Here is a 22,084-nt window from a genome sequence, read left to right on the forward strand (position 1 = left end):
AGTCATATAATTAATTGAAAACATAACTAATTGTATTATGAGCATCCCAACTCTAGAAAAACTGAACAAGAAGCTTATTAGAAAAATATGTTCTTCTTTCGGATTAGTATCAAAAAACGACCTTTTAGAAGAATCGTTAAAATATAGCATTAAGCAGGAAAAAATTTCCGATCAACTTTTGAGTAATGTTGATTCAAAAGACAAAAAAGCAAAAAAAGATGCATATGAACAAGCCATAAACGAATCCTATAAAGGAATTGGAGTTATGGATTTTATGAATACTTTAAAATAAAAAACGGGCAAAATATATATTTTGCCCGTTTTTTGTTATTTGAAAATTGCTGTTACTATTTCACCAATTCAAAATCAGATTTTACACGAATATCTGCCGAAGATGATCCAATCATCAATTCAAAATCGCCTGGTTCTGAACCCCACTCTATCTTGTCATTATAGAAAGATAGTTTTTCGTTATCTATTGTAAACTGAATCGTTTTGGTTTCTCCTGCATTTAATTTCACTTTCTGAAAATCTCTAAGTTCTAAAACTGGTCTTACAACTGATCCAAATTTATCTTTTAAATATAATTGAACCACTTCTTCTCCTGCTACTTTTCCAGCATTTTTTAACTGAAAAGAAACTTGAATTTTCTCATTGCTTTTCATTTTAGTTGTAGATAATTTTAGATCGGAATAATCGAATTTAGTATAGCTTAATCCGAACCCAAAAGGGAATTTAGGACTAGTTTTTAGATCTGTATAAGCAGAAACATATCCTTTTGCATTATCATCTTGTGCTGGTCTTCCTGTACTATAATGGTTATAGTAAATAGGAATTTGCCCCACTTCTCTCGGGAATGTCATTGGCAATTTTCCTGACGGATTATAATCTCCAAATAAAACATCTGCAATAGCATTTCCTGCTTCGCTACCTAACCACCAAGTATAAAGAATAGCTGGAACATTATCGGCAGTCCAATTAAAAACAAGTGGTCTTCCGGCATTAACTAAAACTACAACTGGTTTTCCTGTTGCCTGAATCGCTTTTACTAATTCTTCCTGAACTCCTGGTAAATTAATATTGCTTCGGCTTTTGGCCTCACCGCTCATATCATGCCTTTCTCCAATACTCAAGATTACTACATCAGCTTGTTTTGCTGTTGCAATTGCCTCTGCAAAACCATCTTTGTTATCGCCTTCTACCTCACAACCTTTGGCATATAATAATTTGGTATTCTTCCCTACTTTATTTTGTAATCCATCCCATTGAGAAACCACCCATTTGTTATAGTCGACTTCTGGTAATTCAACCGCCCAAAAACCCATATTGGCTTTATATTCTTTTACCATTGGTCCTATAAACGCAATTGTTTTTGTGTTTTTAGAAAGTGGTAAAATTGCATTATCGTTCTTTAATAAAACGATACTTTTTGCTGCAACTTCACGTGCTGCTTTACGGTGCTCTGGATTATTTAATTCTTTTTTCTCTCTATCTGGATTAGAGTATTTGTATGGATCTTCAAATAATCCTAACTCAAATTTCTTGCGCAAAATTCTTTTTACTGCATCATCAACTAAGTCTATCGAAACTTTGTTTTCTTTTATCAATGCTGCCAAGTTATATCTGTATGCATTACTTTCCATATCCATATCGCTACCAGCTGTGATTGCAGCTAGTGCGGCTTCTTTATTATCTTTAGAATAGCCATGTGCAACCATTTCTCCTATTGATCCCCAATCTGAAACTACAAATCCTTGAAAGTTCCATTTTCCTTTTAAAATATCTCTTTGTAAATGCGCATTTCCTGTTGCTGGAATTCCGTTAATGTCATTAAATGAATTCATAAATGTAGCTGCTCCAGCATCTAGCGCGGCTTTGAAAGGTGGCAAATAAGTTTCCCACAACATTCTCTCACTCATATCTACTGAGTTATAATCTCTACCTCCAATTGCAGCTCCATAAGCAGCAAAATGTTTTACACATGCCATTACTGAATTTAGATTTCCTAGTTTATCTCCTTGAAATCCTTTTACTCTGGCATAAGCTATTCTTGAACCTAAATAGGTGTCTTCTCCTGCTCCTTCCATTACACGCCCCCAACGTGGGTCACGACCAATATCTACCATTGGGGCAAATGTCCAATGGATTCCGCTTGCAGCTGCCTCGGTCGCAGCAACTCTAGCCGAAAGTTCTATCGCTGCCAAATCCCAACTTGCTGCTTCTCCTAACGGAATCGGGAATGTGGTTTTAAAACCATGTATTACATCCTGACCATATAACAATGGTATTTTAAGACGCGATTGCATTGCCAATTCCTGATATTGTCGGGTGTATTTTGTTCCAACTACATTAAGCATTGACCCCACTAAACCATCTTTTATTTCGGCTTGTTTGTTCGGGTTTATTGTAATAGGTCCTGTTGCAGCATTGTTACCTGTATATTGGTTAAGCTGTCCTATTTTTTCCTCTAACGTCATTTTTTTTAACAACGCATCTACTTTCTGATCTATTGTTTGCTGTTGTGCTATCGCAAAAAACGAAATCATCAAACAAGTTAATGTGGTAATTCTTTTCATGAAATAAATATTAAATTGGTATTGATTTTTCTACCAAACGTAAGTTGCCACCGAACCTGCGTCTAATGAAGTTGCTATTTGTTTTTGATTGTATTTAATGTTAAATGTTTCGACTGTTTCGCCATCATTTTCAACTATTAGAACAATATTCCCTTTTGGAGTTTTAAAAGCTACATTATATATATTACCACTTACATTACTAGCAATTCGTACAGAACCTTCGGGTACAAATTTGGATGCGTGTGCAATAATATAATATCCTACTTCTCTCTTAATTACTCCATCTTTATCAATCATCAAAGCGCCTTTACAGGTACTGCATCCGCCTGGTGTAAATGGTTTATAAAATTCATCATTGGCTAAGCCCCAAGAAAGTGCATTCTTACTCCAATTGCGCATAGAACCTATTACAACGTTTTTTACATTCCATTTTAAATCTGTCTCAAAACTGCTGCCTGATCCTGTATATTGTTCTGTAAAATAAATATTCTTGTTTGGATATGCGTCATGAACTGTTGATAGTGCACTAATATCTCCTTCATATAAATGAAAAGCCGAACCATCTACAAATGGCAATGCTTTTGGATCATTTAAAATCGTTAAGGGATATTCGGGTTTGTTGCAATTATGGTCGTAAGTCACAATTTTGGTTTTGATTTTTGCTTTCGCGAAAGCGGGACCTAAATGATTCCCGATAAAAACTGCTTGTTGTTCTGCAAGCATTAATAAACTTGGGTTATTTCCTGGATGTAATGGTTCGTTTTGAGGAGTTATTGCATCAATTATAATCCCTTCTTCTTTCATCTTCTGAATGTATTTCACAAAATAATTGGCATATACTTCGTAATACTGTGGTTGCAAACTTCCTCCTTTTGTGCTTCCGCTATCTTTCATCCAAACTGGTGGTGACCAAGGCGATCCCATGATTTTAATACTAGGATTTATAGCAATAATTTCTCTTAAAAGCGGAACTAGCGCTGTTGCGTCTGGACCCAGATTAAAATGTTCTAGTTTTAAATCGGTTTTTCCGGCAGGCATATCATCATAAGAGAATACCTCAGCATTAAGATCTGACGCTCCGATACTAATACGGAGGTAACTAATTCCTACCGAATTATCTTTTGAACCAAACAGTTCTTGTAATAATGCTGCTTTTTTCGATTTCTCTAATTTATTAATAGCTTCGGGACTTCCTCCTGTTAATGAAAATCCAAAACCATCAATAGTCTGGAATTTCTTCGAAGCATCTATTTCAATAGTTGGGTTTGTATTTGTTGCAGTAGTAAAAACTAATGCTTCGGCTTGTTTTTGAAGCTTTACCGATTGGTCACTTTTGGTAACCCAATATTCCACTTTATCTGTTTTGGATGTTGTAGTTGTAGTTGCATTTTTTGTTGAGCCACACTTTATTTGCATTGCAATAAGTGGTAGCAAAATCAAAATTTGCATTGTATTGTTTATTTTTTTCATGGTTTAGTTAATTTCAATTAAAACAGGGAAATGATCCGATGGGTATTTTAAATCTATTGAATCACTTAAAACTGCATGTTTTTTTATTTTTAGATTGCTGTTTTTAGAAATAAAAATATAATCTAGTAATAGCGTGACTGGTTTGTCATGCTTAAATTCATTAAAGGTTCCAGATGGGCCAAATGGTTTTTCTTCTGAAATTTCACGAGTATCGGTCATTACTTTTTTCAAAGAAATAATGCGCTCTTCATTGGGTTCTGAATTAAAATCTCCCATAAGAAATACTGGATATCCTTTGGTATTTACTGCTGCCATTTTAGAAAGAATTAGTTCTAGTCCTTTGGTTCTTGCTTCTTCGCCTATGTGATCTAAATGTGTATTAAAAACCCAAAATGTTTTTTTAGTTTTTAAGTCTTTAAAAAGTGCATATGTACAAACTCTATTATAAGCTGCATCCCAACCTTTTGAAATTACATCTGGGGTTTGTGAGAGCCAAAAGGTATTGACTTGTTGTACTGAAAATCTATCTTTTTTATAAAATATAGAAGATGATTCTCCTTTTCCTTCTCCTTCGCGAGCAATACCTATATGATTATAACTTGGTAATGCCGTTGCAATATCATTAACTTGATTGGGCATTGCTTCTTGTACGCCAAAAATATCCGGGGTGTAAAATTGTATTTGTGATGTGAAAAAGTCTTTACGGTTCGGCCATGCATTTTCTCCATCTGAAGCAATATCTAAACGGATATTATACGTCATGATTTTTAAATTTTGCCCATAAATTCCATTAAAAGACAAAAACATTACAAGGGCAATTAGTTGGTTTATTTTTTTCATAATTAAAGGTTTTAATCCATTAAAGCTCCCGTTTTATCTGAAGCTTTTAATGGAGAAAACTAATCTAACAAAATATTAATTACAAACACTATTATAGGTTTTACTTTACGTTTTTTTAACAACTTACTTCTTTGTAGTTGCAAAATCCATGTAATTCAAATTAAATCCTCCTTTATCAAAAACAACTTTAATTTTGTTTTCTCCTTTTTTCAGCTTTACGCCCGAGAGTATAATTGTTCTCCAAGTTGTATCATTTCCTGTTGCTGGAAGAGTAATTGTCTCTGAGATTTTTCCTGTTTCGTTCTCTAAATGTAATTTACCTTCTACTTTTTCGCTTGAGTATCTAATGGCTACATCATACGTTGCTGCCGATTTGCTTGTTGCTGTAAATTGTAACCATTCAGCATTTTCGATAAATGATACCTGATATCCATTTGAGAAATCGTCTTTGCAGGGCAGAATATCAACTCCGTCATTTCGCATTGTTTTCCCTTTGTTCCATTCTTCGAATGTTCCAGTTTCTACACGATAATTCACAAAATCTTTATCAGAATATGCAAATCCGTTTGTTCCCAAGTCATATTCGGTTGCAAATATTTTTGTCGGCAAAACTCGTTTTTTATAACTTTTTGTTTCATTTGTTTGTACTTGACGAAACATTGCGTCAAGTACATCTGCCTTTATTGTGGTATTCTCTAACTTAAAATTCTCGGCTAATTGCATCAATGCTTTTTCTGCAAAATCTGGGCTTGGTTTTTCGCCTCCATCTTTCCAGTATAAACGCAACTTTTCGTATTCGGGTGTTTTGGTAACTGAAGCAATTCCTGCAATATTTTCGATTTTTTTCATTGGCCAAAATGCCCAACCTATATTATTTGTTTCGAATAATGAAATAGCATCTTTAAACCAAACATTAGAGTTTTCTCCACCTTCTCCCATCCAGATTGGTACATTATATTGTTTTCTATAATCTAGCATTTTCTGGATTGATGCTGTGGTATTGTAATTCCAATATTTATGAAAACTCATTGCCATGTTATCATCCCATAGCGGAAACATTCCGTTATAATTATTTCCCCAACAATTTCCTTCAATAATAATCATGTGGTTTTTATCGACTTCGCGAATTGCTTTTGTAATAGAAACTAAAAGCTCACGCAAAGGCGCATTCGAATTTTCATCACAACCATTTTTATTTGTTCCTGTAAAATTCCAATTGGGTTCATTTATAATATCATAAGCTCCAATCCATGGATTGTCTTTATAACGCAACGCTAATTTTTTCCATAATTCGGTCATTTTTTTACGATTGGTTTCGCTTTCCCAAAGAGATGGTTTAGTAGTATCATAGTCCGAAATTGCGGCATCTTTTCCTTGTCCACCAGGAGCAGCATGAAGGTCTAAAATGAGGTACATTTTATTTTCGGCACACCATTTTAGTAAGTTGTCGGTCATTGTAAAACCTTCTTCTATCCAAGTAATTTCACCATTCTTCTCTGTTTCTATTGGCGGTGTATATAAATTATAATGCATTGGCAAACGTATGGAGTTAAATCCCCAAGCTGCTAATGAGTCAACATCTCTTTTGGTTATTCCGTTGGCTCTATATGCTTCATAAAACTTTTCGGTTTTTTCGGCTCCGATTAAATCTGTAATTTTTTGTTTTATCACATATTGCGGACTTGCAAATGGTTCGGTCTGAATCATGTATCCTTCCTGAACCATCCATCCTCCTAATCCTAATCCTCTTAATACTATATTTTTACCTTTTCCATCTACAATATTTTGTCCGTTTTGGTGCAAAAACCCTTGACCAAAAGAGGTCAATGAAAACAATACAAGTAATGGCAAAACTATTTTTCTCATATATCTATTTTATTTATATAAACTCTAGATCAAATCTTATTGTTTATTATTTCCAAGTATAAGTTCCTACAGAGCCTCCATCTAATGAGGTTGTAACCCACTTACCATTAAATTTTATATTGAATATCTCAGTTGTATCGCCATCGTTTTCTACTATCAATATTTTTTTTCCAGTTGGGGTTATAAAAGCTACATTTTGCAAATTCCCACTTATATTACTAGAAATTCTTATGGAACCTACTGGAACAAATTTAGAAGCGTGAGCTATAATATAATAGGCTACGTTACGATTAAAGCTATCGCTAGAATTTACCGTTAATGCTCCTTTACACGTATTACAACCTCCTTGTGTATGTGGCTCAAAAGAACCATTATTAGCCAAGTTCCACTCTAATGCATTCTTGCTCCAATTGCGCATTGAACCAATAATTACATTTTTAAGATGCCACTTTAAATCGCCTTTAAAATCGCCTGTCGAAGAGGTAAATTGCTCAGTGAAATACAGATTTTTATTTGGAAAAGCATTATAAACTGTCGAAAGTGCATTAATATTTCCTGCATATAAATGAAATGCCGATCCATCTACAAAAGGACTTGCAATAGGATCTCCTAAAATCGCCATAGCATATTGTGTATTATCGCAATTATGATCGTAAGCAATGATCTTGGTTGTAAGATTAGCTGCCTTAAATGCTGGGCCTAAATTGTTTTTGATGAAATTTGTTTGCTCTAAAGCTGTCATAACCATACTCGGGTTATTACCGCCATGCAAGGGTTCGTTTTGCGGAGTAACAGCGTCAATTGTTATCCCTTCATTTTTCATTTGCTGAATGTATTTTACAAAGTATTTTGCATACACATCATAATATTGAGTTTGCAAACTTCCGCCAACAAAACTATCTTTGTCTTTCATCCAAAGTGGCGCTGACCAAGGCGTTGCCAATATCTTAATGTTTGGATTAATTGCCAGAATTTCTTTTAAAAGTGCAATTACTCCATTTTTATCAAGGTCTAAACTAAACCTAACCAAATCAAGATCAGTATCACCTTTTGGTAAATCATTATAAGTAAATGCTTTCTCGTTTAAATCGGATGCTCCAATACTTATTCTTATATAATTTATTGAAATAGAAGTTTCGGTCAAGCCAAATAATTCCTGCAATAAATCATTTTTTTTCTGGGTAGTTAATTGATTAATTACCTGTGCACTTCCTCCTGTTAAGGTATATCCAAATCCATCGATGGTTTGGTATTTTTGAGCTTCGTTTACTTCAATATTTGTATATGAATTTGCTGTGGTATTAAACCCAAGAACTCCATTTTGTTTGGTAAGCAATACTGTCTGATCCCCTTTGGTTAACCAAAAATCTACATCATTAGTAACAACAGTGGGCGGATCTGGTTTTACTGGTGGTTTTGGAGCAGGATCGACAGTATCGCTAGATGAAGAGCATTTTACCTGCAATACGACTAGTGCAGCAAAAAATGCAACTTTTATAATCTTACTTAAATACTGTTTCATTTTATTTCTTTTTATAATTTCTTAATAAACCAAAGTTTGCATTGCATGTGCTGGAATCGTAATTGTCTTTTTCTCGGATGCAAGTATTAAATTATATGTTATCTCTTTATCACTTTTGTTCATTACTACTGTTGCAATTTTTCCATCTGTATTAATAAATGATGTACTCAATAAAGCATCTGTACTTATTTCGGTTATGATTCTTTTGGCATTAGGACGAATGAATTTTGAAAAGTGTCCTATATAATAATACATCGGTGTGTATATTAATTCATCAGTATTTGTATTAGCATGAATCGGGGCAAAGCAAAAATTACCTACGTGATTTGGACCTCCGTTCTGATCCAAAAGGATATTCCAATCTGTCCAGCCAACTGTTCCGTTATTAAAATCATTAATCATATTAATTCCGTATCGTTCTGCATTTCCCCAAAATTGATATTTTGCAGCGTCGAATTTTTCATTACAACCTTCGGTAAATAATAAGTTTTTATTTGGGTAAGCGGCATGTACATCACCAACGGATTCAAATTTAGGCGGTCCTCCTGCCCAGGTTTCATACCAATGAAATCCTATTCCCCAAGCATATTTTGAAACTTCGGAATCTGAAAAAACAAGGCGAGCTCTTTGCTCTAACATTTCACCACGGTTATGATCCCAGATTATAATATTTTTAGATTCTAATCCTTCTTTTGTCATTGTTGGTCCTAGATAATCTCTTAAAAAATCTCTTTCGGCTTCTGGGCTATAAATACAAGATTCCCAACTCTGGCTTGCCATTGGTTCATTTTGAATAGACAATCCCCAAATAGGAATACCTTCTTTTTCGTATTCCCGAATAAATTTCACATAATAATTAGCCCATGATTGCGCATATTCTGGTAGTAATGTACCTCCTCTTAGCATGTTATTATTGCTTTTCATAAATGCCGGAGGACTCCACGGACTGGCAAAAAGTGTTAATTTTCCTCCTGCTGTTGCGATCGCTTTTTTTAATAACGGAATACGATATTTACGGTCATGCTCAACGCTAAAGGTTTTTAAATCTTTATCTCCTTCTTGTATATAGGTATAACTACCACTACTAAAATCGGAACTATGTATTGTTGTTCTTGCCAATGAATAACCTATTCCTTTGTCTTTATCATAATAAGCATTAAGAAATTCTTGTTGTTTCTTAGTACTTAATTTAGCAAAAACCTCGGCACTTGCATCTGTAATTGCTCCTCCGATTCCTAAAAAGGTTTGATCTGTTTTTTGAGGATTTACTGTAATTGAGATTGTATTGTTTGAATTCTCATTTGCAGAAGCGAGAATTAAATTAGCTGTTTTGGATAATTTAAAATTTGTATTCTCGGCTGTTGTAAAGATTTCAATTTTTTGATGATTTTGATTGTGTTCGTTTTTTGATTTTTTGTCTGTGACATTTGATGATGAACAGCTTAATGTAAAAACCGTTATCAGTATTGGTGAAATATTTTTTATCAGTTTTATAGTGTTGTTCATCTAAGTAGTTTGTTGTTTTTAAATAAAACCAAGAATTAAAAATGACTGAACATATTTAACTCTTGGCTTTTATTATAATTAATAGACTAAAGTTTGAATTGCGCGAGCTGGTATTGTAACAACCGTTTTCTCTGATGCTATAATTAAATTATAAGTCACACTTACATCGGTTTGGTTCATTACAACTGTAATCATTTTACCATCAGTATTAAGAAATGATGTACTTAACAAAGAGCTTCTGCTTACTGCTGTACTTACTCTTTTTGCATTCGGTCGAATAAATTTTGAGAAATGCCCAATATAATAATACGATGGTGTATAAATTAATTCACCTGTATTGGTGTCGGCATGAATTGGCGAAAAACAAAAATTCCCCACATGATTTGGCCCACCATTTTGATCTAAAAGAATATTCCAATCTGTCCAGGCAACCGTACCGTTATTAAAATCATTAATCATAGAAATTCCATATCTTTCGGCATTTGGCCAAAATTGATATTTCGCAGCATCAAATTTTTCGATACAACCTTCGGTAAACATTAATTTTTTATCTGGATAGGCTTGGTACACTTGTTTTACATTATCAAACATTGGCGCTCCGCCTGTCCATGTTTCGTACCAATGAAACCCCATTCCCCAAACATATTTAGAAGCTTCTGGGTCGGAATAAATTACATTGGCTCTTTGGTTCATTAAATCACGATTATGATCCCAAGCAATAATTTTTTTATCTCCCAAGCCTGCTTTTTTCATTGTTGGCCCCAGGAAGTTTTTTATAAAATCTCTTTCTGCTTCTGCAGAGTAAATGCAAGATTCCCATGTTTGCGTTGCCATTGGTTCGTTCTGAACCGATGTTCCCCAAATAGGCATTCCTTCTTTTTCGTAAGCTTTTATAAATTTTACATAATAATCTGCCCAAGCCTGATTGTATTCTGGTAATAGTGTACCACCTTTTAGCATGTCTTTATTACTTTTCATAAATGCTGGCGGACTCCAGGGAGCGACATATAATACCAGATTATTATTAGCGGTTTTCATCGCTTCTTTAATCATTGGTATGCGATATTGCCTGTCATGATCAATATTAAAAGTTTTTAAATCTTTATCTCCTTCTTCGATATAAGTATAGCTTCCACTGCTAAAATCAGAACTGTGTATTGTGGTTCTTAGCAATGAATAGCCTATTCCTGTTTTGGTATCGTAGTACGCTTTTAAAAATTCTGCTTGCTTTTCTTTTGATAATTTGGCAAAAACCTCTGCACTTGCATCTGTAATTGCTCCGCCAATTCCCATAAAGGTTTGAAAAGTTTTTTTAGGTTCTACAAAAACCGATATTTCAGTTTCTAATGGTTGTTTTGATGCCGAAAAAACTAGATTATCTGTTGGTGTTATTCTTAATTTTGAATTATCTGCTGTTGTGTAAACTGCAATTTTTTTTCCATTTGTGGTAAACTCTTGCTTGTTTTTTTGCTGCTGCGAAAAAGCCGTCAACGTAAATAATAAGCAAAGAATCTTATAGCTGTTTTTTTTCATTATTTAATTTTTAATGTGCAAATTCTAACAACATTTTCAATGTCTATAAAACATAGCTTTAATGTCTAAGTAGTTTAAAAATAGCCCATAGTCATAAAGAATATGGGCTATTCTACAACCTAACTTAAACTTATTTAACTCAATTCTTAATTATTTTCCTCTAAACTCTACTTCTGTAATTGTTATTCCAGTTGGAGTAAATCCGTTACCACCAGCTCTTATTACTAAATAGACTTTACCCGTTTCTGTAAACTTTACAACATTACCTACTTTGTCTGTAACACTATTTTTTACACATCCTACAGCAGATAGTTTTCCATCAAATGCTCCTTTCCCGCAACCGTCTTCAGAGCTTAATCCCATAACTTTGTTGTCTGTATATACAACTCCAGAAGTTGGAACTGTTTTTCCAGCATATACTTCAAACCAAAAATCCGGAGATCCGCTTTTTGCAGATACCTGCATATCTATTATATATTCTTTACCTGCTACAACATCTATTTCCTGATAAATTCCTTCCTGATTAGAGGTGTTTCCACTTGCGTTTATAGTTGCAAATCCCGGAGTGAAAGTCCATGCGGCTAATCCGTTAGTATTAAGGTGCAAGTTGGTCCATTGTGCTTGGTCAGCAGCATCTAAGAAACTGGTTCCTTTAACTAAATTTCCTCTGTCAGGATCATTTGCAGCAATAATAATTTCTTTGGTAGCAAAATCAGTAGTTCCTCCACGGCCTACAGCAGTATGCACTACTTTATACGTTCCTTTATCTGGCAAAAAAATCTCCAAATTCATTTTTCCATAAAACTCTGCCTTGCCTACTTTCCAGTAAGAATTCAGCACATTGTCTGTACCTGATACTAATAAATATGTATTATTCTTTCCTTCTACCGGGGTAATTGTAAATGAAGGATCTACACTTGCAACAGTTAATCCGTTGCCAGCTCCTGGTGCATCAGGTTCACAACTTGTTAGTGTTCCTAAAACAAACATTAGGTATATAGTCTTTTTAAAAATTATATTTAAATTCATATGATCTTTATTTAATCGTTATAATTAGGGTTCTGAACAATTTTAGTGTTTTCTAATTCTTTAAAAGGAATTGGCCAAATTTCATTTTTACCTGCTTGAAATCCTTTAGATGCCAATGCAGCAGCAGCTTTTCCTGTTCTTACTAAATCGAACCAACGGTGTCCTTCTCCAGCTAATTCTTTTCTTCTTTCTAACGCAATTGCATCCAAAGAAACCGGAGTTGATCCTAAACCTACACGTGCTCTTACAGCATCTAGTAAAGCTTGCGCTCTTGTTCCTGTACCACCTAATGCTTCGGCTTCCATTAAATATGTATCTGCTAAACGGATCGCGTAAACATCTTGTTTGTAATTTAAAGCTGTTGATCCACTACCTGTAGATGTATCGGAATTTAATGGCATGAATTTTTTAAGGAAATAACCTGTATCATCATAATTAGGAGCCCAATCTGCTTGTTTAGCAGCTTTCAATGCTTTCATATCAAGAATAGTAGCATCAAAACGAGGATCTCCTTTTAGCACATCATATAAACTTTGTCTTACGGTACTAAAACTCCATCCCGAAACATAATCTGGTGCTGTAGAATTTTCTGACCTATTGTATCCTCTAGGTCCTACCATAATACAAACAGAGTTTCCTTCATCTTTTCCTCCACCCCAAAAGCCCCAATCGGCATTACTTTTATCAGTATGTACAATTTCAATAATCGATTCTGAATTAAACTTGTTGCTTATCTTCCATAAATCTGCAAAATCAGCTACCAATTTATATCCGTACATACTTGTACCACCTGGAGTACCATTTACATCAGCAAATTCTGCTGCTGATAATGCATTTTTCCCTTCGTATAAATAAACTTTCCCTAACAATGCCTTTGCTGCACCCTGAGATAAACGTCCTGCTTCATCTCCCTTATTTGTAATTATAACAGGTAATCCAGGAAGTGATTCTTTTAAATCTTTTTCAATCTGTGCGTATACCGCTTCTGGTGTCGCTTGAACTACATTAAAAATATCTGGTGTTTTTAATGGCTCTAATATCAATGGGATATTTCTGAAAGTACGAACCAATTCAAAATAATAATAAGCACGTAACGCTTTTGTTTCAGCTGCAAATCTTGCTTTTTTAGCTTCATCCATTGGTACCGCTGGTAATTTTTCAAGCAATACGTTTGCTCTAAAAATCCCTTGATAAAAATCTCCCCAAAAACTACCTGGGATTGTTGATTGACTAAGTGAATAATCTCCAAATGCGTGTATTCCGGCACCATCTGTAGCACCACCACCTGCTGCATTAAAATCATCTGAACCTGCATTTAGCATACAGATCATGTTTTCAAATCCTTTAGACTGCTTACCAAGTATATCATAAACAGCTACTAATCCTGCATAAGCCTGGCTTTCATTTTGGTAATATTTATCCTCTAGAACAGTTCCTTTTGGTTCTACAGTTAAAAAATCCTCACCGCACGACAGGACAGTAAAAAGTACTCCGCAAACAACAAGTGAATATTTTATATTTTTTAGTTTCATGATTCTCGTTTTTATTAAAATTGTAAATTAACTCCCAACATTATAGTTCTGGCTTGAGGATAAATACCTCTATCTATACCCATAACATTTCCTGTAGCGCTATTTGCTCCAATTTCAGGATCATATCCAGTATACTTAGTAAAAGTCAATAAGTTCTCTCCTGTTAAATAAACTCTGGTTTTTTCTAAACCAATTTGTCCAATAGTCTTAACTGGCAATGAATATCCTATCTGAATTGTTTTTATTCTTACGTAATCTCCTTTTTCAAGATAAAAATCAGAAGGGTTATTAAAGTTTTTGTTTGTATCATCAGATGTTAATCTTGGGTACGTATTAGATGTACCTTCTCCTGTCCAACGACTTAAAGCAGTGGTTTGGTAATTAGAGTTTTCAATATCTAACCTACGTAATCCTTGGAAAATTTTATTTCCAGCAGCTCCTTGCGTAAAAATCATTAAATCGAAATTTTTATAATCTAGATTTACCGTAAATCCAAAAGTGTATTTTGGTATTGGGCTACCAATATTTGTTCTGTCATCTGAATTAATTTGACCATCTCCATTAATGTCTTGCCAACGGAAATCTCCGGGTTTAGCATCTGGTTGAATTAATCCTCCTGCAGCATTTTTATAAGCATTAATCTCGTTTTGGTTTTGGAAAATTCCTGCTGTCTTAAATCCGTAGAAAGATCCATAAGGCTGCCCAACTTGAGTTCTTGTAATATCATATGTCATCGCTTTAAATTGCTCTCCTGTTGCAAGAAAATCAACTCCACGTCCTAAATATGTTACTTCATTTTCCAGATAAGATACGTTTGCACTTAAAGACATATTAACCTGTCCTAATTTTTTACGGTATCCTAATTCTAAATCGACACCTTTATTTTGCATATCAGCAACGTTTCCAGTTGGATTTCCTGAACCAACATAACCTGGTAACATAATTTCCTGAAGGATTCCTGTAGTTTTTTTAATATACCAGTCTACAGATAAACTGAAATCAGAAAAAATAGTAGCATCTAAACCAATATTTGTCTGGCTAGTTTCTTCCCATTTTAAATCTGGATTTGAAGGTGCATTCGGGCTGTTACCAATAGTTACAGATCCAGATGTCCCTATAGTATAGTTACGACCATCTCCTACAGTTGCCAGATATTTAAAATCTCCAATATTATCATTACCAGTTACACCGTAACCACCTCTAAATTTCAATTGGTTTACTACTTTGTTTTCAACCCAAAATGCTTCTTTTGATGGAACCCATCCTAATGAGAATGAAGGGAAAGTTCCATATTTATTATTTGCTCCAAATCTTGAAGATCCATCTCTACGAATAATACCTGTTACTAAATATTTTTCTTTAAAATCATAAGTTAATCTAGAGAATAAAGAAGTTACTCTGTGCTCATTTCCTGTAGTTGCTGTAGCATTTATTTGATCTTTTGGAAGGTCAAAATTAAAAGAGGCATCATCATGATTATCTACTGGTAAATTAGTATATGTAATTTTTGTACCACTATTTCTGTTATCTACATAAGCTCCCTGACCTACTAATACGCTAAAATTATGATCACCTATACTTTTTGTATAAGAAGCAGTATTCTCTATATTCCATCCAAAACCTTTATTTGTTTCTCTATAAAGGTTATTTACTTGTGTCATATTAGTTGAGTTTAAATATGCAACTGGTGTAAAGCTTTCAACACCCCAATAAGCAAGTTTACCTCCTAATGTAGTTCTGAATTTTAATCCTTTTATTGGCTCAATTTCTAAGTAAGCATTTCCAACAAAATTATCTGACCAGTTGTAATTTCCTAATCTAGTTTGAGTATAAGCCAATGGATTAGACATTTCTTGTGTAACCATAGTCGAAACACCATATGGATTTCCGTAAGGATCTCTTAAAATTCCTTTACCATGACCATCAATACCGACAGAATAAGGAGGCAATGCAGCCATCCCTGGGTCTGTTACGATAGCAGGAGTAATCGGATCTAAATTTATTGCAGAACTTAATGGTCCTCCAAACTCACTATTTGTGTTTCCTATCCCCATCGTTTTCTCTCTGGAAAAACCTAATGTCTGACCAAAAGTTACCCATTTAGATATTTTGTGAGTAGAGTTTAAACGAATGTTTTTTCTGTTATAATTAGAAATATCTGTTGTTACAATACCCTCCTGATCCAAAAGACCAAAAGAGGCATAAAAAGTAGATACATCATTTCCTCCTGATAAACTTAACTCTTGACCAATACGTGCTGCACTATCATTAAAAATAACCGATTGCCAATCTGTACCTGCACCTAATGCATTAGGATCTTGAAAAGGCAATGCAAAAGTATCTGTTGGAGATTTTTTAGCATATCCGTTTGCATACTTCTCATTTCTTAAAGTAGCATATTCAGTCGCATTTAAAAGATCTAGTTTTCTTGCTGCCGAAGAAAAACCTGTATAGCCATTATAGCTAACACTCATTTTTCCTGATTTCCCTTTTTTGGTAGTAACAATAATTACCCCAGCTGCAGCTCTTGCTCCGTAAATTGCTTGAGAAGCCGCATCTTTTAATACCTCGATAGATGCAACATCAGACTGATTTAAATACCCAATGCCACCAGCATCAACCACTACACCATCTACAACCCATAACGGGTCATTGTTTCCCAGAGTAGTTATACCACGCACACGAATCGTAGATGCTGATCCTGGTTGTCCAGAACTCGCAGCAACAGTAACTCCAGAAACCCTTCCTTGTAAAGTTTGTTCAACTCTGGATATCGGTAAGTTTTCGATATCCGAAGATTTTACTTTAGAAATTGCTCCTGTAACTACACTTTTCTTTTGAGTACCATATCCTACAACAACAACCTCATTTAACGTTTGTGATTCTGGACGTAATTGTACAACTATTTTATTTCTACCATTTATTGGTTCATTAATAGTTGCATAACCTATAAACGTAATTGTTAAAACACCATTAGAAGGTGCCTGAAGTTGAAACTTCCCATCAAAGTCAGAAGATGTCCCTTTCCCCGTTCCTTTTATTAAAACAGATGCTCCTGGTACTGGCATACCACTTTCATCATTAACTATTCCGTTTACTGTAACGTCTTGCGCTTGAGCATAAACTGAGAATAGAATAGATGAAAAACAAAAAATAAGTAATTTTGTTAATTTCATTTTTCTAAAAATTTTGGTTAATTAATTAGTAATTCGCAACAATAATAATAAGTTTTTTTAAGTATACGCAATTAATAATCACTACAAAAACACATCAAAATCAAAATTAACACTAGTCAAAAACACATCAAAAAAAATATAATTAACTGTTTTACATTGTTTTAAAAATTAAATTATGGTATTTAAAAAAAATATAAAATTAAAATAAACACTACATTCTATATAAATCGATTACTTTAGCTTTTACAAGGTGTTTTTTCAAAACCAAAACAATATTAAGTCTAATATTTTAAGGATTTTAAAGCCACGTAAAAGCTAAGTAAATCGTTGAGCCTATTATAATGTAATTATGAATTTTACAAGATTTAACATCATAACCGTTTGTTTTTTATTCTTTTCGATCCTATTATCAGCACAAGTTAAAAATATCGGAGTTCCAGACATCCGAAACTATAAACGGGCAGAATACAAAGGAGCAACTCAAAACTGGAGTATTGATCAAGATGAGAATGGAAATTTATATTTTGCCAACAATAGCGGCCTTATACAATTTGATGGTTCATCATGGACCAAGTACCTCTTACCCAACTCAACATCGGTACGATCAGTAAAAGTTGATAATTCTCACAGAATATATGTAGGTGGCTATAAAGAACTCGGCTATTTTGATGCCGACTCTAAAGGAAAATTAAAATATACCTCTTTATCAAAACTCATCAAATCAAAAAGCGCTCAAGAATTAGATTTTGTATGGAGAATACATATTGTTAAGGATGAGGTAATTTTTCAATCTTTTGCCAGAATTTATATCTTTAAAGACAATAAACTTAAAACAATAGAAGCTCCCAAACGTTTTCAGTTTTCTTTTCAAATTGACAACACTATCTATGTTCAAGACAATTCATTAGGAATACTAATATATAAAGACGGGAAATTATATCCTTTAAAAGGTACGACAACATTAAACAACACCGAAGTCTGGGCAATGTTTAAAATGCCTAACAATGAACTCTTGATAGCAACTTTAGAAAATGGACTTTTTATCTATAGTAATCAAACACTGACTCCTTGGAACACTGAAGCCAATGCTTTTATCAAAAAAAATAGTTCATTAGGAGGTGTTTCTATCAAAGACAAATTCATTGTATTAAATTCCGTTTTAAACGGTATTATCATATCCGACCTAAACGGAAAAATTATTCAACATATTGACCGCAAAAAGGGCTTACAAAACAATACCGTACTTACTTCTTTTATAGATAGCAAAAACAATCTTTGGCTTGGGCTAGATAATGGGATTGCATTTATCAATGAAAGTTCTCCATTTACATACTTTGGCTTTAGTTATGATATTAGTACCGTATATGCTTCTGTAATTCATGATGGGTATTTATATGTAGCAACAAATCAAGGTGTTTTTTACCATGCTTGGAATACTGCTTTTAAAGAAGGGGCTTTCTCGCTTGTAGAAGGAACAAATACGCAAACATGGAATATTCAGGTTATTGGTAACGAATTAATATGTGCCAACAATAGAGGCGCAATAATTATAAAAGGAAATAAGGCTGTAAAACTATTGGATAAGAATGGTTATTTCGGTTTTAGAACAGTCCCCAACCATCCAAATTTTGTAGTAGGATCAAACTATAATGGATTTGCATTGTTTGAAAAAACTGCAAATGGTTTAGAGTTTAGAAATCAAATTGCAGGATTTAATAAATCTTCTATTTTATTCGAGCTAGACAATGACTATTTATGGTTAAAAAAAGATGAATTTTTATATCAAATGAAATTATCTGATGATTTAAAAAAATTCAAATCAATAAAAATAATTCACAATTTATCAAAAGAGAAAGGCATTGGAAGTATTCAAAAAATAAATAACAGCGTTTATTTTCAAACAAATAATCATTTTTATAAATATTCTAAAGAACAAGAAGTTTTCTATAAGGATAAAAAAATGACTGCCGTTTTTAAAGATTTACCCGTAATAAATTCTCTTTATGAAGATTCAAAAGGAAATCTTTGGTACGTATTTAATGAATCTTTGGGAGAACTAGTTAAATCTCCAGATGGAAATTACACAAATGTCGTTGCCCCATTTTCAAACTTAACAGGAAACTTAGTAACCAACTATCTTTCGGTTAACACTATTGATCCTCAAAATATTTTTATCGGATTAACAGATGGTCTGGCGCATTATGATTCTCAATTAATAAATAACATTGTAACCAAACCAAACGTATTCATCCGAACTTTTACTTTTACAAATGATACCTTGACATTCGGAAATCAGAAGAAAATTTCGGAAAAATATTTAATTCCATATGCGTCAAATCATGTAAAATTCACTTTCTCATCTCCTACTTATGAGAATCTTGAAAATGTAGAATACTCTTATCAATTAGATCCTTTTGATGAAAAATGGAGTAATTGGTCAACAATTTCAGTAAAGGAATATACCAATTTAAGAGAAGGCAATTACAAAATGAGAGTTAAAGTGAGAAATAGTTACGGGATACAATCTGAGGTTGATGTCATCCCTTTTACCATTTCACCACCTTGGTACAGACATATTCTTGCTTATATATTTTATTTTATGCTTGTATTGGTTGCTATTTACTCTATCTCCTATCGCATAAAAATGAAGATTAGAAAAAATAAATATTACGAGACAATCGAACAACGAAGACTTTACTTAGAAAAAGAATCTAAAATAAGGCAAGAACAATATCAATTAGAAAAGGAAATTGAAAAATTAAAAAATGACAAACTACAAATAAAAATACTTACAAAAGACAAAGAACTAGTTAATAATTCTTTGCAAGTAGTAAAAAAGAACAAAATCCTAAACGGAATTATACATAAACTGAAAGAAATTGACATTGAAACATTTGACGAGTCTACTAAATTTCAATTCAACAAACTCAACAAAAGTATCGTTAAAGAAGTAAATACAGATAAAAGCTGGAAAGATTTAGAAAAGCATATAAAGAATGTCCATTTTGAATTCCTGAAACGCTTAAAAGAAAAATACCCAAAAATTTCACCTAGAGAACTAGATTTAGCAACTTATTTATTGATGAATATGTCGACTAAAGAAATTGCAGAAATCATGAACATCTCAAATGGAGGAGTTGAACTTGCTCGTTATAGATTAAGAAAAAAACTAGAATTAAACAAAAAAGAAAACCTTATAGGATTCTTAATGAGTATTTAAACAAAAAACCATCCGATACATCGAGGGCACTGAAAAAGTCCTTTTCATGAATAATTGTTAATTAAAAGGAGTAGAAACTAAAAGTTTTCTGCTCCTTTTTTTTTGTATCTTTTCAGTGTAATCATAAGGCCTTTTAGATGTTAATTCAGCAGCAGCAAATTCAGTTTAGCCCCTATTCTTCATTGTATGATTTAATCGTTCCTAAGGATAATCTCCTTAGAAAAATCAACGAACTCATCGACTTCTCATTCATCTACGATGAGTTGCTAAATAAATATTGCACCACTAATGGTCGCACAGCAGAAAGCCCAGTGCGTATGTTTAAGTATTTACTTCTAAAAACAATTTATGATGTCTCGGATGTTGATGTAGTAGAACGTTCACGTTTTGATATGTCTTTTAAGTATTTCTTAGAAATGACACCAGAGGAGAGTGTTATTAATCCAAGTTCTTTAACGAAATTTCGTAAACTTCGCCTGAAGGATACGGACTTATTAAATCTACTCATTGGCAAAACAGTATCTATAGCCGTCGAAAAGGGAATCATCAGATCCAGGTCTATTATAGTTGATGCTACACACACTTTATCAAGATCAAATCCATTTGCAGCAATTGATGTATTAAGAGAGCGCTCTAAACTTCTACGAAGAACAGTATATTTATTTGATGACCAATTCAAAGAGCATATGCCCGAGAAGAACAATACCAATGAATTAGAAAAAGAATTAGCCTATTGTAAAGAGCTCGAAAAACGTATAGAGAAAGAACAGTCTTTGAGTTCTATACCAGCTGTGAAAGAAAAGCTAAATCTGCTTAAAGAAACTATAGAAGATACTCAGGAAAATTTTACTTTATCAAAAGATACAGATGCTAAAACAGGTCATAAATCTGCCGAGAGCTCTTTTTTTGGATACAAGACTCATTTAGCGATGACCCAAGAGCGCATCATTACAGCAGCTGTAGTGACTTCAGGCGAAAAAGGAGATGGACCGGAATTACCGAAACTTTTAGAGATTAGCCAAGAAAACGGAATTGATGTAGATACTATTATTGGAGATGGAGCCTATACAGGAACAGAAAACCTAAAGCGTGCAAACGCTCAAAATATTAAAGTGGTAGCCAAACTAAATATCACAATAGGTCAGGGAGCTAGAAAAGAAGAAGATAAATTTGATTACAATAAAGATGCTGATAGATTTGTATGTCCTGCGGGGCATATGGCTATCCGAAAATCGAAACAAGGGAAAAAAAATGTTGGAAAAAATCAAGTACAAACCTATTATTTTGATGTTGAAAAATGCAAGTTATGCCCTTTAAAAGAGGGATGTTACAAAGAGGGAGCCAAGACAAAAACATATTCAGTATCAATAAAATCTGAATTACACCAAGAACAGCTTGCTTTTCAAGAAACCGACTACTATAAAGAGAAAGCAAAACACCGATACAAAATAGAAGCCAAAAACAGTGAGTTAAAAAATGTACATGGTTATGATAGAGCTATATCGTATGGCATTACCAATATGCAAATGCAAGGCGCAATAGCTATTTTTACGGTCAACTTAAAAAGAATACTCAAATTAATATAGGAAATTACAAACTAAATGTGCCTTATCAAAAATGCCTCTTATGTAAATCAAAAATAGACTCATATAGCTTAAATTAAAAAATAGTTTAAAAATGAAAAACGCCTATAACAGATATTTAGAAGTCCTGTTATAAGCGTTTTTTTATTGTCTAAAAACAATCCCAATCAAAATAAGTGATGTTTTTCAGTGCCCTCGATACATCGGATGGTTTTTTGTTATAGTTTAAAG

General features: G+C 33.5%; 13 protein-coding genes. 3 read left to right on the top strand and 10 right to left on the bottom strand.

Translation table 11 applies throughout. The annotated features are described in order from the left end of the window. The first annotated feature begins 37 nt into the window (after nucleotides 1–37). Nucleotides 38–292: a hypothetical protein gene (locus AC3IPI_RS02640; RefSeq protein WP_039111822.1), complete on the top strand. Its 255-nt coding sequence runs from the start codon at nucleotides 38–40 to the stop codon at nucleotides 290–292. A gap of 55 nt (nucleotides 293–347) precedes the next feature. On the opposite strand, the gene bglX is transcribed toward AC3IPI_RS02640, so the two are convergent. The 10 genes from bglX to AC3IPI_RS02690 form a co-directional block, all read right to left on the bottom strand. Continuing rightward, nucleotides 348–2,576, bottom strand: a complete 2,229-nt coding sequence (gene bglX, locus AC3IPI_RS02645) for a beta-glucosidase BglX (RefSeq protein ID WP_489156944.1) — start codon at nucleotides 2,574–2,576, stop codon at nucleotides 348–350. 30 nt (nucleotides 2,577–2,606) lie between these two features. Next, nucleotides 2,607–4,046, bottom strand: coding sequence for a glycoside hydrolase family 30 protein (locus tag AC3IPI_RS02650; protein WP_489156946.1), 1,440 nt, complete (start codon nucleotides 4,044–4,046; stop codon nucleotides 2,607–2,609). A gap of 3 nt (nucleotides 4,047–4,049) precedes the next feature. After that, complete coding sequence (locus tag AC3IPI_RS02655) at nucleotides 4,050–4,886, bottom strand: endonuclease/exonuclease/phosphatase family protein (RefSeq protein WP_489156948.1); 837 nt, start codon at nucleotides 4,884–4,886, stop codon at nucleotides 4,050–4,052. Nucleotides 4,887–5,009: 123 nt separating this feature from the next. After that, entirely contained in the window at nucleotides 5,010–6,752 is a 1,743-nt protein-coding gene (locus AC3IPI_RS02660) for a cellulase family glycosylhydrolase (protein WP_489156950.1), read from the bottom strand. 46 nt (nucleotides 6,753–6,798) lie between these two features. Continuing rightward, the gene (locus tag AC3IPI_RS02665; protein ID WP_489156952.1) at nucleotides 6,799–8,274 is read right to left on the bottom strand and encodes a glycoside hydrolase family 30 protein; all 1,476 of its coding nucleotides are present in this window, start codon (nucleotides 8,272–8,274) and stop codon (nucleotides 6,799–6,801) included. A gap of 21 nt (nucleotides 8,275–8,295) precedes the next feature. Further along, nucleotides 8,296–9,780, bottom strand: a complete 1,485-nt coding sequence (locus AC3IPI_RS02670; RefSeq protein WP_489156954.1) for a glycoside hydrolase family 30 protein — start codon at nucleotides 9,778–9,780, stop codon at nucleotides 8,296–8,298. Nucleotides 9,781–9,858: 78 nt separating this feature from the next. After that, entirely contained in the window at nucleotides 9,859–11,313 is a 1,455-nt protein-coding gene (locus tag AC3IPI_RS02675; protein WP_489156956.1) for a glycoside hydrolase family 30 protein, read from the bottom strand. Between the two features lie 150 nt (nucleotides 11,314–11,463). After that, nucleotides 11,464–12,342 carry a hypothetical protein gene (locus tag AC3IPI_RS02680; protein ID WP_489156958.1) on the bottom strand — a complete coding sequence of 293 codons (879 nt, stop codon included), beginning with the start codon at nucleotides 12,340–12,342 and terminating at the stop codon, nucleotides 11,464–11,466. A gap of 11 nt (nucleotides 12,343–12,353) precedes the next feature. Next, nucleotides 12,354–13,874, bottom strand: a complete 1,521-nt coding sequence (locus AC3IPI_RS02685; RefSeq protein WP_082001763.1) for a RagB/SusD family nutrient uptake outer membrane protein — start codon at nucleotides 13,872–13,874, stop codon at nucleotides 12,354–12,356. 14 nt (nucleotides 13,875–13,888) lie between these two features. Further along, nucleotides 13,889–17,050 carry a SusC/RagA family TonB-linked outer membrane protein gene (locus AC3IPI_RS02690; RefSeq protein WP_489156961.1) on the bottom strand — a complete coding sequence of 1,054 codons (3,162 nt, stop codon included), beginning with the start codon at nucleotides 17,048–17,050 and terminating at the stop codon, nucleotides 13,889–13,891. 349 nt (nucleotides 17,051–17,399) lie between these two features. On the opposite strand from AC3IPI_RS02690, the gene AC3IPI_RS02695 reads away from it, so the two are divergent. Next, nucleotides 17,400–20,270, top strand: a complete 2,871-nt coding sequence (locus tag AC3IPI_RS02695; protein ID WP_489156963.1) for a triple tyrosine motif-containing protein — start codon at nucleotides 17,400–17,402, stop codon at nucleotides 20,268–20,270. 137 nt (nucleotides 20,271–20,407) lie between these two features. After that, a complete protein-coding gene (locus AC3IPI_RS02700) occupies nucleotides 20,408–21,856 on the top strand; it encodes an IS1182 family transposase (RefSeq protein ID WP_489156965.1) in 1,449 nt (482 codons plus the stop codon). Nucleotides 21,857–22,084: the final 228 nt, after the last annotated feature.

The sequence above is a fragment of the Flavobacterium sp. GL_143 genome (assembly GCF_057834355.1).

Bases quoted from the DNA above. Each gene is read 5' to 3' on its own strand.
- AC3IPI_RS02640 (WP_039111822.1), top strand. From the start codon at position 38: ATGAGCATCCCAACTCTAGAAAAACTGAACAAGAAGCTTATTAGAAAA.
- AC3IPI_RS02695 (WP_489156963.1), top strand. From the start codon at position 17,400: ATGAATTTTACAAGATTTAACATCATAACCGTTTGTTTTTTATTCTTT.
- AC3IPI_RS02685 (WP_082001763.1), bottom strand. From the start codon at position 13,874: ATGAAACTAAAAAATATAAAATATTCACTTGTTGTTTGCGGAGTACTT.
- AC3IPI_RS02665 (WP_489156952.1), bottom strand. From the start codon at position 8,274: ATGAAACAGTATTTAAGTAAGATTATAAAAGTTGCATTTTTTGCTGCA.
- AC3IPI_RS02655 (WP_489156948.1), bottom strand. From the start codon at position 4,886: ATGAAAAAAATAAACCAACTAATTGCCCTTGTAATGTTTTTGTCTTTT.
- AC3IPI_RS02675 (WP_489156956.1), bottom strand. From the start codon at position 11,313: ATGAAAAAAAACAGCTATAAGATTCTTTGCTTATTATTTACGTTGACG.
- AC3IPI_RS02660 (WP_489156950.1), bottom strand. From the start codon at position 6,752: ATGAGAAAAATAGTTTTGCCATTACTTGTATTGTTTTCATTGACCTCT.
- AC3IPI_RS02700 (WP_489156965.1), top strand. From the start codon at position 20,408: ATGTTAATTCAGCAGCAGCAAATTCAGTTTAGCCCCTATTCTTCATTG.
- AC3IPI_RS02690 (WP_489156961.1), bottom strand. From the start codon at position 17,050: ATGAAATTAACAAAATTACTTATTTTTTGTTTTTCATCTATTCTATTC.
- AC3IPI_RS02680 (WP_489156958.1), bottom strand. From the start codon at position 12,342: ATGAATTTAAATATAATTTTTAAAAAGACTATATACCTAATGTTTGTT.
- AC3IPI_RS02650 (WP_489156946.1), bottom strand. From the start codon at position 4,046: ATGAAAAAAATAAACAATACAATGCAAATTTTGATTTTGCTACCACTT.
- bglX (WP_489156944.1), bottom strand. From the start codon at position 2,576: ATGAAAAGAATTACCACATTAACTTGTTTGATGATTTCGTTTTTTGCG.
- AC3IPI_RS02670 (WP_489156954.1), bottom strand. From the start codon at position 9,780: ATGAACAACACTATAAAACTGATAAAAAATATTTCACCAATACTGATA.